The following is a 13,512-nucleotide window of genomic DNA, read 5'->3' as shown; positions in this document are numbered from 1 at the left end:
AGTGCCTCCTATGCAGCTGTTGGGTGTGGGAAACCGATACGGTAACGCCTCGCCCGTCGCGCCTGCATAGGATCTTGACCCGTCCACGGGCTTCGCCCGTGAACCCCATTCCGCCAGCGGTCAGAAACCGCAAAGCTGGCGGAATGGATCCCGGATCAAGTCCGGGATGACGGTCGTGGTCACGTCACCGCTTCTACCCAAGTGGGGACCGCTCTAACGCATCGTCTGCGGCAGGAAGGTCGAGATCTCCGGGAAGCCGATGATCAGCGCCATGATCACAACCTCGCAGGCCAGGAACCAGAAGCAGCCCTTGAAGATGGTTTCCAGCGGAATCCGGTCGCCGACCACGCCTTTCACGACATAGACGTTGAAGCCCACCGGCGGGGTCAGCAGGCCGATCTCGATATACTTGACCATGATCACGCCCAGCCAGACCAGGTCCAGGTTCAGTGCCTGGAACATCGGCAGGAAGACCGGGATGGTGATCAGCAGGATCCCCAGCGGGTCCAGGAACATGCCCAGGATCAGGTAGACGATCGACAGCGCCAGCACCAGCAGGATCGGATCGACGGCCCAGGTGCCGATCGTGTCGGTCAGGAAATTGCCGGCGCCGGAAAAGGCCAGGAAGCGGGTATACATCACCGCACCCATGCCGACGAAGAAGATCTGCGCCGTCGCCGCCATGGCGTCCTTCACGCTGGCCAGGAAGTCGGGCAGCTTCATCCGGCCCTGCAGGACCGCGATCATCAGGGCGACGAAGGCGCCGCCGGCACCGGCCTCCGTCGGGGAAACGATGCCGCCGTACAGCCCGCCGATGACCGCCAGGATCAGCGCCATCAGCGGCCAGACTTCCGCCAGGGCCGTCCAGCGCTCTCGGCGGTTGCTGCGGAACTCCTCGCGGCCCTGTTCCGGCGCAAGCGACGGGTTCAGGCGGCAGCGGATCAGGATCATCGCGGTATAGACGATGGCGGTCAGGATGCCGGGGATGATTCCCGCGATCAGCAGGTCGACGATGGAGACCTGGGCGAAGATCCCGTACAGGACGAACAGGATGCTGGGCGGGATCAGCGCCGCCAGGGTGCCGCCGCAGGCGACGACGCCGGCGGCCAGGCCCTTGTCATAGCCGTGCCGCAGCATCTCCGGCACCGCCAGGCGCGCCATGGTGGCCGAGGCGGCGACGCTGGAGCCGGAGGCGGCGCCGAAGCCGGCGCAGGCCAGGTTGGTCGCCACCGCCAGGCCGCCGGGCAGGCCGCCCAGCCAGAGCCGGGCGGCGCGGAACAGCGCGGTCGAGATGCCGGACTGGTTCACGATCGCGCCCATCAGCAGGAACATCGGGATCGCGGTCAGGTCCCAGTTGGCGGAGAACTCGTAGGGGATCGTGCGGACGGTCGACAGGGCGACGTCGAAGTTCAGCAGGATCCAGAAGCCGCCGAAGGAGACCAGCCCCAGCGCGACGCCGATCGGCACCTTGGCGGCCAGCAGCGCCAGCAGGACGGCGAGGCTGACGACAGCGACGGTGATCGTGTCCATCGACCGCCCTCCCTCAGGACCGGCGGACGCGCAGCGCGTCGCCGACCAGGCGCAGCACGAGGTAGAGCAGCATCAGCGCACCGGCGAAGGGCAGCAGCCAGCGGGTCGGCCAGACCGCGACATAGAAGCCCGCAGCCTCCCAGACCTCGCCCTTCTCGGTCTGCTGGATCGCCATGATCCAGGCCTGCCATGTGAAGATCGCCAGGTAGAGGATCGTCGCCAGCTTGGCGAACAGATCCTGCAGGAACCGCCCCCGGGGCGACAGCATGCGGGTGAACAGGTCCACCTTGATATGGTCGTCGTTCAGCGCCAGCCAGGCCCAGGGCAGGTAGGCGGCGGCGACCATGTAGTAGGCGGAAACGAACTCCGTGGTGCCTGGCAGCGGCAGGTTGAACAGGGTGCGGCCTAGCACGTCCACCGTGACGTTCAGCATCATCAGGGTGCCGGCGAGGATCGCCACCCACAGGCTGACCCGGATCGGCGGGTTCAGCCAGCGGGTCAGCCGATTATGCCCGTCGTCGGGACGGCCGCCGTCCGGTGTGTCCAGGCCGGACGGTGTGTCCCGTCCGGAGGCGGAGATGCTGTCGGATGCCATGCCGGTCGGTCTCGGAGGTCAGGCGCGTGCCAGGTCGCGTCTCGGAACGCATGTCGGCGACCGCGGCGGGCCACCGGAAGCAGTGGGCCGCAGCCGTCCGGGCGGAACGGCTGCGGCTGGGGCGGGCCGCCCGGGCGGCCGCTCTGTGCGACCGGCCCGGGCGTAGAGGCTGCCCGATCGAGCCGTCCTCAGAAGGAGTCCGGATCGACCTTGGAGTAGATCTCCTGCCAGACCATCTCCGCCATCTTGTCGATGTCGGTGCCGATCTCAGGCGCGAGCTTCTCCCACTTCGCGTAGTTCTTGTTGTAGGCGTCGATGATCGCCGCCGGGTCCTTCACGCCGAAGCCCTTGGCCGTCTCGATGTTGCGCTGCCGCTGGATCTTGTCGAAATCCTCGGTCAGCTTCTTGAACTCGCCCGCATCGGTCGGCTCGATCAGCTTCAGGCCCTTTTCCTTCTGGGCCCATTCCAGCGCCTTCTTCTCGTTGTCGATGAACTGGCCGATCGACTGCGCCGCGCTGAACCAGGCCGCCTTCTTCAGGTGAAGGATCTTCTCTTCCTTCGTGAAATCGTCCCAGACGTCGCGGTTGATCAGCAGGCCGAGGGCGGGGCCGGTCATGCCCAGCGGATAGTTGGTCAGGTTCTTGACGAAATCCGCATAGCCGAAGGTGCGCAGCCATTCGACAACGCCGAAGGTGCAGTCCAGGCCGCCGCGCTGCAGCAGGCTGACCGCCTCCACCAGGGTGGCGGCGACCGGGGTCGCCCCGGTCATGCCGACCAGCTCGGTATTGCCGACGCCGGTGGCGCGGACCCGCTTGCCCTTCAGCTCCTCCATCGAGGCGACGGGCTCGCGGCAGGCGAAGTAGTAGGGCGAGACGGTCCAGCCGGCCAGCGGCACGGCGTTGATCTTGCGGAATTCCGCCAGGCATTCCGGGCAGTCGAGGGTCAGGGTCTCCGTCGCCGCCGCGCCGGCCACCACCGGATTGGTGCCGAACTGCACCGTGCCGTAGATCGTGTTGCTGGCCGGGACCAGGTTCGGCACGTAGCTCGGGATGCCGATGCCCGCGGCCATCAGGCCGTTCTGCACCGCGTCGAAGGTGGTCTTCGGATTGGCCAGCTGGCCGCCCGGCACCAGGCGCCACTCGATCTCGCCGTCCGTCTCCTTCTTGATCTCCTCGAAGATCGTCGGCAGGGCGACGGCGTTGGTGTACTCGGCCTGCGGCAGCCAGGAGCCGTAGATCAGCTCCTTCGCCTGCGCATCGTCGCTGGCCAGCGGCGCCGCAGCGAGGGCCAGGCCCAGAAAGCCTGCGCCGGCCACCGCCGCCAGCCGGCGGCTGGCGCGAACGGAGTCATGCACTCCCATGGATTCTCCTCCCGTTGAACGACGACGCCGTGCGGCGCCCTTGTGCGGATCTCTTCTTGATTGCTGCCGCATTCTTGCGTGGGCATTGGCCGTTGCCGGCAGGGCGTGACCGGTGCGTCCGCCGACGCGGCCGGATGGGCCGACGGCGAACCCCGGCCATGGCCCGGATGACCGACAGCCTTGATGGCGATGGATCACTCTGTCAAGTAAATCGCACCCGCAACGACGCAGCCCATCGGGCCTGTGCCGGCTCCAGTCAGTGGGACCGGCCCCCGGCGGCGCTGCTGTCGCGACAGGCAGGCCCGATGCCGGCCTCGGCCAGGATGGACGGGATCGCCTCCTGCTGGCCGATGGCCATGACATGGACCCCGGCAATGCCGTCGATCTCCTGCATCTGCTGGATCAGCTCGATGCAGATCCGCTGTCCCTCCAGCCGCGGGTCCGGAGCGTCCGCCAGGCGTTCGATCACCGCGTCGGGGATCACCGTTCCCCAGAGATGCTCGCGCATCCAGAGGGCGGAGCGGGCGGAGGCGATCGGGCCGGTCCCGGCCAGGAAGAAGCAGCGCTCCGTCACGCCGCTGTCATGCAGCCGCTCGGCATAGCGGCGCAGGATGCCGATATCGTAGCAGAACTGGGTCTGCATGAACTGTGCGCCGGCGTCGATCTTCGCCAGCAGCCGGTCCGGCCGCCAGCCGGGCTCCGGGTCGACCGGCGTTTCCGCCACCCCGATGAAGAAGTCCGGCGGTGTCGCGATCGGCCGGCCGGAGGGCATGGTGCCGGTGGCGCTCATCTGCTGCATCGTCGCCACCAGGGCCGGCGTGTCCAGGTCGAAGACCGGCTTGGCCTCCGGCTGGTCGCCCGCCGCCGGAGAATCGCCCCCCAGCGCCAGCATGTTGACGATGCCGGCCGCACCGGCGCCCAGCAGGTCGCTTTGCAGTGCCAGGCGGTTGCGGTCGCGGCAGGTCATCTGCAGCACCGGCTCCAGGCCGTGCTGCGCCAGGAAGGTCGCGGCAATCAGGCTGGACATGTGGGCGCGGGCGCCGGCGCCGTCGGTGACGTTGACCGCATCGACCCGGCCGCTCAGCGGTGCCGCCTTGTCCAGCAGCGCATCGACGCTGCAGCTGGCCGGCGGCACCAGTTCCGCGGTGACCGCGAATTCCCCCGACAGCAGGGCGCGGACCAGGCCGCTCTGCACCGGCAGGGTGCGGCAGTGGCAGTCCAGGCCGCCGTGGCGGTGCGGCGCGACGGCATCGTCGCGGGCTTCGGGCAGGGTCTCAGCTTCGCTTGCGTGAAACGACATAGCTTTCATCCATGAACCAGAGGCCGCGATGCCGCTGCAGCACCTCGCGGGTCGCATCCAGATAATTGCCTTCGCCGATCGCCTCGGTGATCAGGTCGTCCTCGATCTGGTAGACGTAGATCGCAGCGTTCCAGGCGGCGAAGAGGGTGGAGGTGCCGATGCTCGTGCCGGCATCGATCTCGGTCGGCAGGGTATGCATGTCGTAGCGGAACAGCGCCCGCCGGTCGGAATAGGTGTTGAACCGCAGGTCGTGGCCGGCCCGCCCCAGATGGCTCTTCAGTTCCTTCATCAGGACGTGGCGGCTGGTCTGCTCCAGGGTGCGGCCCGGCCAGATCCCCTGGATGATTTCCAGCCCCGGGTCCTGGCCGTGGCTGTGGATCCCCAGCATCCGCCCGCCGGGCGCCAGCGCCTGGGCCAGCGGGCCCAGCACCTTGGTCACCTTGAACTCGGCGCTCATCCGCGCCCGGTAGGGCTGCGAGGCCAGGATCAGGTCGTACTGCCCGTCCACCCGGCCCGGCCGGGGGATGATCGGGTCGACGATGAAATGCTGGTCCTCCCGGTAGAGCACCAGGACCGAGGGCCGGACATAGAGCGGATTGCCGGTCTTCTCAGACGGGCGCACCTGCCAGCCGTCGGTCAGCAGCGGTAGCAGGCCCTTGATCTGCTCGTCGAAGTCGTGCGCGGTATTGCCGCGCAGCGGCACCGCATGCCAGTTCAGCGCGGCGGCGGCCGACAGGCTGCGCGGCATCAGCCAGGGCGCCTCGCTGTAGTACAGGTTGGTGATCGCCAGCACCGTCGGCGGATGCTCGAACAGCCGGTCCGGCACCTTCTCCAGTGCCAGGCGCACATCCTCCAGGCTGATCTCCTTGCCGACCACCAGGAACGGCACCGTCGGATGCCGCCGGTGCATGTCGCGCAGCACCCGGCTCATCACCGTGCCGTCGCCGACGCCGGCGTCGAACATCCGCAATGCCGGCGGGCTGGGGCGGATCTGCGCCAGCTCCATGCCGACCCGTTCGGAGATCACCCATTTCTCCGAGCAGGTGTTCACGAACATCAGGTATTTCTGGCGGTTGTCGTAGAAGCGGAAGGCACGGCCCTCCGGCTCCGGCTGCGCCGCCGCCACGGCGGGCAGCCCGGCGGCATGGCCGTTGGCGCCGCCGTTCGCCGGCCGTGCGACCGTCTCCGCTTCCGTGGCGGCCGTCCCCATGAAGGCCCGTACCCGCGACACGGTGCGCGTGGTGACGCTGCGGCCGGCCCGCAGCCGTCCGACGAACTTTCCGTCGTTGACGGCGATGCGGCCGAAGGTCGATTCCGCCAGGCCGTGCTGGCGGCAATAGCCCTCGATCTCGCCTATGAGCTTGTGGACGTCCTCCATGGCGGAAATTGCAGCCCCGGATCGCCGATCCGTCAACGACAAATCCCAAGATCCGGGTTGGGCCAGAAAGTGGGACACAGCCCATATTTTCGCCAGGCGCGATCGGCGGACGGCCGCCAGCGCGTGCTTCCCACCTTGATGCGCGTCTTCGTCCCACTGCGCGGACCCCTTCCATTGGCGTCGGGCATGGGATATCGGGGGCGCGGCCCGCGTCCGCGTGGCCGGAGAGGCAGACCCGGGACAGGGCGCAGATGTCAGGGCGCAGATGGAACAAAGCCAAGTCCTCGCCATAGAGGTCCATGGCCTGGCGAAGCGGTTCGGATCCACCGTCGCGGTGGACGGGCTGGACCTGTCCGTCCGCGCCGGCAGCATCTATGGCCTGCTGGGGCCGAACGGGGCCGGCAAGACCACCACGGTGCGGCTGCTCGCCACCCTGCTGCGGCCGGATGCCGGGCAGGTGACGGTTCTGGGCCATGATGTCGTCCGGGCGCCGCAGGAGGTGCGGCGGCGGATCGCGCTGACCGGCCAGTTCGCCTCCGTCGACGAGACCCTGAGCGGCCGCGAGAACCTGGTGCTGCTGGCGCGGCTCCTGGGCTTTGACGGCCGCGCCGCCCGGTCCCGTGCCGCGGCCCTGCTGCAGGCCTTCGACCTGGAGGCGGCGGGCGGCCGCGAGGTGCGCACCTATTCCGGCGGCATGCGCCGGCGGCTGGACATCGCCGCCAGCCTGATCGTCGTGCCGGACCTGCTGTTCCTGGACGAGCCGACCACCGGCCTCGATCCCGCCAGCCGCGCCCAGGTCTGGGACATCGTGCGGGAGCTGGCGGCCGCGGGCACCACGGTGCTGCTGACCACGCAGTACCTGGAGGAGGCCGACCGGCTGGCCGACCGGATCGCGGTGATCGACCGCGGCCATGTCATCGCGGAAGGCACCAGCGGCGAACTGAAGGCCTCCACCGGCACCAGCGTGCTGCACCTGCGGCTGGCCGATGCGTCGCGGCGGGATGCGGCCGCCGCCATCCTGGACACGCGGCTGGGCGGCAAGGTCCACCCCCTGGACGACCCGCATGCCCTTTCGGTTCAGGTCGGCGACCGCGACGCGGTCGCCCCGGCCCTGGCGGCGCTGGGGCCGGCCGGCATCGCGGTCGACAGCTATGCGCTGGGGCAGCCCAGCCTGGACGAGGTGTTCCTTGCGCTCACCGGGCATGGCGCCGTGGCGGACGGGTCGCAGGGATCCGGCACGCAGCCGGGCGGCGCGCGGTGAACGCGCCGCGGCACGGCCTCCACCCCCGCCAGAAGGCCAGGCAGGCGCTGGAGCGGATCGTCGCGCAGCCGAGTCCTGTGCCGGCGGGCGCGACGGCGCAGGTTGGCACCTTCGCCCTGCGCACCCTGCTGCGGCTGCGGCGCGAACCGGAACAGCTGTTCGACATCCTGGTGACGCCGGTGATGTTCGTGGTGATCTTCACCTACCTGTTCGGCGGCGCGCTGGCGGGTTCGCCGGCGGCCTATCTGCAGTTCCTGCTGCCGGGGATCCTGGTGCAGACCATGGTGTTCACCACGATCCATACCGGCGTGAACCTGAACACCGACCTTTCGAAAGGGGTCTACGACCGCTTCCGCTCCATGCCGCTCTGGGCACCGGCACCGATCGTCGGCGCGATGCTGGGCGACACGCTGCGCTACACGATTGCGGCGGTGATCGTCTTCGCGATCGGCTTCGTCATGGGCTTCCGGGCGGAGGGCGGCCTGTCCGGCCTTCTGCTGTCGGTCCTGCTGCTCAACCTGTTCGCTTTCGGCCTGGGCTGGATCTTCATCGCCATGGCGCTGGTGATCCGCACGCCGGCCACCCTGATGAACATGAGCTGGCTGCTGGTGATGCCGGTGACCTTCGCCTCGAACATCTACGTGCATGCCGACACCATGCCGCCCTGGCTGTCGGCCATCGTGGCGGTCAACCCCGTGACCCTGCTGGTGACCGCCCTGCGGACGGTGTTGCAGGATGGGACAGCGCCTCTGGAAATCGCCCTGGCCCTGATCGCCCCGCTGGCCCTGACCGTCGTGGGCGCACCCCTGGTCATGCGGCTCTACCGGCGGGAACGCTGATCCGGCACGCGGCGTGCAAAGCCGGGCGGCGACTGACCCGTATCGGGCGGCTCGCGATCATCGACCCGATTGCTGACAGGACTGGAGAAAGGCCGTGGCGGACGTCATCGACTACAGGATCATCGGCAGCGAACTGCAGATGGTGGAGATCGAGCTGGACCAGGGCGAGGGCGTCCGGGCGGAGGCCGGCGCACTGGTCTACATGGAAGCCGGGATCGAGATGGAGACCGGCACCGGCGGCGGCATTTTCGCCGGCTTCAAGCGCGCGATCTCCGGTGCGGGCTTCTTCATCACCACCTTCGTCTCCAACCGGCCCGGAAAGGCGCATGTCGCCTTCGCCAAGCCGCATATCGGCCAGATCCTGCCGATCGACCTGACCCGCCATGGCGGCGAGCTGCTGGTGCAGCGCGACGGCTTCCTCTGCGCCGCGGCGGGGATCGAGATCGACGTGGCCTTCACCAGGCGCTTCGGTGCCGGCCTGTTCGGCGGCGAGGGCTTCGTGCTGCAGCGGCTGCACGGCGACGGCATGGCCTTCGTCCATGGCGGCGGCGCGGTGGTCGAGCGCGACCTGGCGCAGGGCGAGGTGCTGCTGGTCGATGCCGGCTGCCTGCTGGGCTTCGAGGGCAGCGTCGATTTCGACGTCACCATGATGAAGGGCATCACCAACGCCATCTTCGGCGGCGACGGCCTTTTCCTGGCGCATCTGACCGGGCCCGGCCGGGTCTATCTGCAGGGCCTGCCCTTCTCCCGCCTGGTCGACAGCATCGCCCATCACATGCCCAAGAAGAGCTGAGGCGGGGGCGGGGGCGGCCGGGCGGCCGCGTTCCTCAATAGGCGCCGAACGGCACCTGCGGCTCCGCGGTGCCGGCCGGGAAGCGGGCCCGCACCAGGGTGCCGGCCCCTGGCCTGGAGCGGATCTCCAGGCTGCCGCCGTGCAGGGCCATCAGGTCCTGGCTGAGCGGCAGTCCCAGGCCCAGGCCGCCGGGGTTGGACACCATGGCGTTCTGGACCTTGCCGAACCGGGTCAGGGCCACCGCGACCTGGCCTGCGTCCATCCCGACACCCTGGTCCTCGACCGTCAGGACGAAGGACCCGTCGGGATGGCGCCGGCCCCGGACCTCGACCCGCCCGGCGGGCCGGCTGAATTTCACGGCGTTGGACAGCAGGTTGACCAGCACCTGGGTGGTGGCGGTGCGATCCACATTGAGCACGGTGTCGAGCGGCTGGGCCTGGATCTCCACCCCGGCGCCCCGCGCCTGGTGGGCGACCAGGGTGACCGCGCGTGCCACCAGGTCGTCGGCAGCGACCTCGCCGCGCGCGATCTCGTACTGGTCGGCCTCGATGCGGGAGATGTCGATCATGTCGTTGATGATGGCCAGCAGGTGCTGGCCGCTCTGCAGGACGTTCTCCGCATATTCCTGGTAGCGCCGTGAACCGATCGCGCCGAACAGCTGCAGCGCCATCGCCTCGGAATAGCCGTTGATGGCGTTGAGCGGGGTGCGCAGCTCGTGGCTCATATTGGCGATGAACTGGCTCTTGGCACGGTCGGCCGCCTGGGCCTGCATCGCCAGGTGTTTGTTCTCGATCGCGCGGGCGGAATTGCCCATGAAGTTGCGATGCACGCGAGCGACTGTCAGGGACAGGAACAGGAAGAAGTTGACCACCAGAACCGCCAGTTCGACGGTCGCTTCCGGATAGCGGAGGAAGATCGCGGCGAAGGTGGGGATGAAGGTGACGGCCATGAACAAAGCCGCAGCGGCCGGCACCAGGGCCAGGGTGACGGCGCCGCCGACCCCCATGCCGCAGACCACCACGACAAGCAGCAAGGCCCCGAAATCGCTGACCGTGGGCATGATCACGGCCGGCAGAACCGCCCAGTACAGGCTGCCGGCAAAGGCGTAGAAACAGACCTTCGCGGTCAGTTGCCGCGGCGGTCGCTGCGGTCTGGCCTTGTGCCGGTTGCGCTGCCAGCCGCGCAGTTGGAACAGCGCGATCCCCATGCCGGCCACCGCCCAGAGCGAGAGGAAAAGGGCGCTGTCCGGCGACCAGATCGCGGAGGCCAGGAGGAGCGGGTTCACGATCCCGGCGATGGCGGAGATCAGCTGGTGCCGGTTGAGCTGCAGCAGCGTCTCGATCGCGATCTCGTTGCGGACCCAGCCGGGCTGTGCCGGGCTGCGGTATCCGAGCCGGTCGGCAAGGACCTGCACCATGCCGATCAGGCGGGCGCGCAGGTCGGCCAGCCGGTCCGTGAGTGGGGTGATGCGATCGTCGGATGCTGGGACGGAGGGGAACATCGAACCTTGTGCCGGTGGTTGGGCCAGCTGCGGGAGGGGTGGCCGGCGGCGCGCAGTCGCAGCCTTCATGCCGCCTGCTGCTGGCTCTGTGCAGGCAGCAGCGGGAATTGCAGCACGATCTGCCGCCCCGAGGCGCCGCCGCCGACCCGGAACCGGACCTGCGTCAGTTTCGCCAGGGAGGCGATCAGCGACAGCCGGAGCGCGGTCGGGTTGGAGGAGGGGAAGCCGTCGCCATCGGGCAGGCCGGCCTGCGGGCGCAGCCCGGCATCCGTCGTCATCTCCGGCGGGACGTCATGCGGACTCCAGGACCGGTCGCCCTGCACCACGACATTCGCCATGCCGGCGGCGCGATCCGTGTCGATGCGGACCGTGAACGTCTGCGTCTCCGCGGCCATCGCCACCTGGATCGACTGCATCAGCATCTGCTTCAGGCTGCGGCCGTCGGCGATCACCATCAGGTCGACCGCCGGCCCCAGCACGGCAAGCAGCCGGATGCCCTGGGCCTCCGCCTGGTGGTGCATCAGGTTGGTGGTGCGCTGGACAACATCGCCAAGGCCGTGCGGCTGCGCATCGAAGGTCATGCGGCCGGCCTCCGCGGCGCTGAGGTCGAGCACGTCCTGCAGGCTGGTCAGCAGGTCGCCGCCGCTGTCGCGGATGTCGTTGGCATAGCTGCGATAGCGGGTGGTTCCCACCGGACCCAGCGCCTCCGCCGAGATCAGTTCGGCAAAGCCGATGACATGGTTCAGCGGCGTGTGCAGGTCGTGGCTCATGCTGGCCAGCAGCGCGAACTTTTCCCGGTGGATCCGCATCGCCTCGTCGCGCTGCGCCTCCGCGGTGTCCAGCGCGATGTCGAGCCGGGTGACGACCTCCTGCACGTTGGCCATCAGTACGCCGGCCCGGTCGTCGTAGCGGGTGGGCAGGGAGGGGATCGTCCGGTTCTCCAGATAGGCGCGCAGCGCCTGTGCGGCGGCGGATACCGGTTCCAGCAGCCAGTAGAGCGCGGCCAGGGTGGCCAGCAGCAGGGCGACCAGGATGTTGACCGAATCCGCCAGCGCCATGTCCGCGGACAGCAGTACGTAGAGGACCGCGACGATCATCGGCATATGCACGCCGATGAAGCTGACGGTCAGGATCTTGCCCAGATAGCTTGCCGGCCGCGGTGCGGCGCTGAGCACGGAATAGAGACGCATGGTGTCTCTCCTCTCTTCCGTCTGTTCAGGCGCCGATCCGGGTCGCCTGGGCCGCCGCCTGCTGCATGTTCTGGGACATGTCGTTGGCGACGGAGCTCTGCTCCTCCACCGCGGACGCGGTCGAGGTGACGTATTCGAGGACCGTCTGCATCGAGTGGCGGATCGCATCGAGGGCGCCCACCACCTCGCCGGAGACGGCCTGCACGCCCTCGATCTCGCCGGTGATCTGGTCGGTGGCGCTGCGTGCCTGCCCGGCCAGGGTCTTCACCTCGCTGGCGACCACCGCGAAGCCCTTGCCGGCGGCGCCGGCGCGGGCGGATTCAATGGAGGCATTCAGCGCCAGCAGGTTGATCTGGCCGGTAATGTCGTTGATCACGTCCACGATGCCGCCCATCGCCCTGGTCGCCTTGGCCAGCTTCTCCGTCGCCGCGTGGGCGCTCATCACCAGGTTGAAGGCCTCGGTGGTGGTGGACTTCGACTTGACCATACTTGAGGCGATCTCGCTGACGGAGGCGTTCAGCTGCTCCGATCCGGCGGCGACCGATTCCATCATCTGCTGCACATGCTGCGCGCGCTTACGGGCGATCACCTGCTGGGTGACGTCGGAGGCATATTTGACCACCTTGAACGGCCGGCCGTTGAGATCGAGGATCGGGTTGTAGGTGGCCTGGATCCAGATCTCCCGGCCGCCCTTGCCGATGCGGCTGTATTCGCCGGACTCGAAGTTGCCGGCCCGCAGGCGGTCCCAGAAGGCGGCATAGGCGGGACTGTCGCGCTCCTCCGGGGCGACGAACATCCGGTGATGCCGGCCCTGGATCTCCGACAGCGCATAGCCGACTGCCTGCAGGAAATTGTCGTTTGCCCAGCGGATCGTCCCGTCGAGGTCGAACTCGATCACCGCCTGCGACTTGCCGATCGCCGCGATCTGGCCGGCATGGTCGGCGTAGCGCAGCTTCATCTCGGTGACGTCGGAGGCGAATTTCACCACCTTGAACGGACGGCCCGCCAGGTCGCATATCGGGTTGTAGGTAGCCTGGATCCAGACCTCCCTGCGGCCCTTGCCGAAGCGGCAATACTCGCCCGCATGGAATTCGCCGCGGGCCAGCGATTCCCAGAACGTCCGGTAGGCTGCGCTTTGCCGCTCTTCCGGTGCGACGAAAATGCTGTGATGCCGGCCCTGGATCTCTGACAGATCGTAGCCCATCGTCTTCAGGAAGTTGTCGTTGGCCCAGCGGATCGTGCCGTCCATTTCGAACTCGATGACCGCCTGCGACTTGGCGATTGCCGCGATCTGGCCCCGATGGTCGGCGGACTCGCGGGTCTGGTCGGTGATGTCGGTGGCGATCTTGATGATCGACACCGTCGCGCCCCTGCGGTCCAGGACGGGATTGTAGGACGCCTGGATCCAGACTTCGCGGCCGCCTTTGGCCAGCCGGCGGAAACTCTGCGCCTGGTATTCCCCGCGTTTCAGCGACGCCCAGAAGGCGCGGTATTCGGCGCTGTCCCGCTCGGCCGGATCGACAAACATGCCGTGATGCGCGCCCTGGATCTCCGCCAGGGTGTAGCCCATCGTCCGCAGGAAGTGCTCGTTTGCCGTCAGGATCGTGCCGTCAGGGGCGAATTCGATGATGGCCTGGCTGCGGCCGATGGCGGCCAGCTTTGCCGCCAGCAGTCGGCGATCCGAGCGGTCGAGGTTGAGCATGGGGATTTTCCGCTGTGGTGATCAGGGAGAAGAAATAGACGATCGTATCTACGGAGCCTGCC

The 13,512-nt window shown here is 68.3% G+C and carries 11 protein-coding genes; 3 read left to right on the top strand and 8 right to left on the bottom strand.

What is annotated here, in order from left to right; all coding sequences use genetic code 11:
- Nucleotides 1–213: 213 nt before the first annotated feature.
- The 5 genes from ACFOGJ_RS12735 to ACFOGJ_RS12715 all read right to left on the bottom strand — a co-directional run bounded on the left by ACFOGJ_RS12735 (nucleotide 214) and on the right by ACFOGJ_RS12715 (nucleotide 6,164).
- The gene (locus ACFOGJ_RS12735; RefSeq protein WP_379900908.1) at nucleotides 214–1,530 is read right to left on the bottom strand and encodes a TRAP transporter large permease; all 1,317 of its coding nucleotides are present in this window, start codon (nucleotides 1,528–1,530) and stop codon (nucleotides 214–216) included.
- Nucleotides 1,531–1,543: 13 nt separating this feature from the next.
- Nucleotides 1,544–2,125, bottom strand: a complete 582-nt coding sequence (locus tag ACFOGJ_RS12730; protein ID WP_379900906.1) for a TRAP transporter small permease — start codon at nucleotides 2,123–2,125, stop codon at nucleotides 1,544–1,546.
- Nucleotides 2,126–2,313: 188 nt separating this feature from the next.
- Nucleotides 2,314–3,486, bottom strand: a complete 1,173-nt coding sequence (gene dctP / locus ACFOGJ_RS12725; RefSeq protein WP_379900904.1) for a TRAP transporter substrate-binding protein DctP — start codon at nucleotides 3,484–3,486, stop codon at nucleotides 2,314–2,316.
- 256 nt (nucleotides 3,487–3,742) lie between these two features.
- Nucleotides 3,743–4,786 carry a methylenetetrahydrofolate reductase gene (locus ACFOGJ_RS12720; RefSeq protein ID WP_379900901.1) on the bottom strand — a complete coding sequence of 348 codons (1,044 nt, stop codon included), beginning with the start codon at nucleotides 4,784–4,786 and terminating at the stop codon, nucleotides 3,743–3,745.
- Entirely contained in the window at nucleotides 4,761–6,164 is a 1,404-nt protein-coding gene (locus ACFOGJ_RS12715) for a hypothetical protein (protein ID WP_379900898.1), read from the bottom strand. The genes ACFOGJ_RS12720 and ACFOGJ_RS12715 overlap by 26 nt, the downstream gene beginning before the upstream one ends.
- Before the next feature lie 265 nt (nucleotides 6,165–6,429).
- On the opposite strand from ACFOGJ_RS12715, the gene ACFOGJ_RS12710 reads away from it, so the two are divergent.
- From ACFOGJ_RS12710 to ACFOGJ_RS12700, 3 genes are all read left to right on the top strand, one after another.
- Nucleotides 6,430–7,425: an ATP-binding cassette domain-containing protein gene (locus tag ACFOGJ_RS12710; RefSeq protein WP_379900895.1), complete on the top strand. Its 996-nt coding sequence runs from the start codon at nucleotides 6,430–6,432 to the stop codon at nucleotides 7,423–7,425.
- Nucleotides 7,422–8,264 carry an ABC transporter permease gene (locus tag ACFOGJ_RS12705; protein ID WP_379900893.1) on the top strand — a complete coding sequence of 281 codons (843 nt, stop codon included), beginning with the start codon at nucleotides 7,422–7,424 and terminating at the stop codon, nucleotides 8,262–8,264. The genes ACFOGJ_RS12710 and ACFOGJ_RS12705 overlap by 4 nt, the downstream gene beginning before the upstream one ends.
- A 94-nt stretch (nucleotides 8,265–8,358) precedes the next feature.
- Complete coding sequence (locus tag ACFOGJ_RS12700; protein WP_379900891.1) at nucleotides 8,359–9,057, top strand: TIGR00266 family protein; 699 nt, start codon at nucleotides 8,359–8,361, stop codon at nucleotides 9,055–9,057.
- 34 nt (nucleotides 9,058–9,091) lie between these two features.
- Here the strand turns inward: ACFOGJ_RS12700 and ACFOGJ_RS12695 are convergent, their stop codons facing one another.
- The 3 genes from ACFOGJ_RS12695 to ACFOGJ_RS12685 all read right to left on the bottom strand — a co-directional run bounded on the left by ACFOGJ_RS12695 (nucleotide 9,092) and on the right by ACFOGJ_RS12685 (nucleotide 13,450).
- Nucleotides 9,092–10,558, bottom strand: coding sequence for a sensor histidine kinase (locus tag ACFOGJ_RS12695; RefSeq protein ID WP_379900889.1), 1,467 nt, complete (start codon nucleotides 10,556–10,558; stop codon nucleotides 9,092–9,094).
- Nucleotides 10,559–10,623: 65 nt separating this feature from the next.
- Nucleotides 10,624–11,748: a sensor histidine kinase gene (locus ACFOGJ_RS12690; protein ID WP_379900887.1), complete on the bottom strand. Its 1,125-nt coding sequence runs from the start codon at nucleotides 11,746–11,748 to the stop codon at nucleotides 10,624–10,626.
- 25 nt (nucleotides 11,749–11,773) lie between these two features.
- Nucleotides 11,774–13,450 (bottom strand): methyl-accepting chemotaxis protein, encoded by a 1,677-nt coding sequence (locus ACFOGJ_RS12685; protein ID WP_379900885.1) that lies wholly within the window; start codon nucleotides 13,448–13,450, stop codon nucleotides 11,774–11,776.
- Nucleotides 13,451–13,512 lie beyond the last annotated feature (62 nt).

This window comes from Marinibaculum pumilum (genome assembly GCF_042646425.1).
Taxonomy (GTDB): Bacteria; Pseudomonadota; Alphaproteobacteria; order Ferrovibrionales; family Ferrovibrionaceae; genus Marinibaculum; species Marinibaculum pumilum.
The sequence above is the reverse complement of the archived record's forward strand: the minus strand, read 5'-3'. Positions and strand labels throughout refer to the sequence as shown.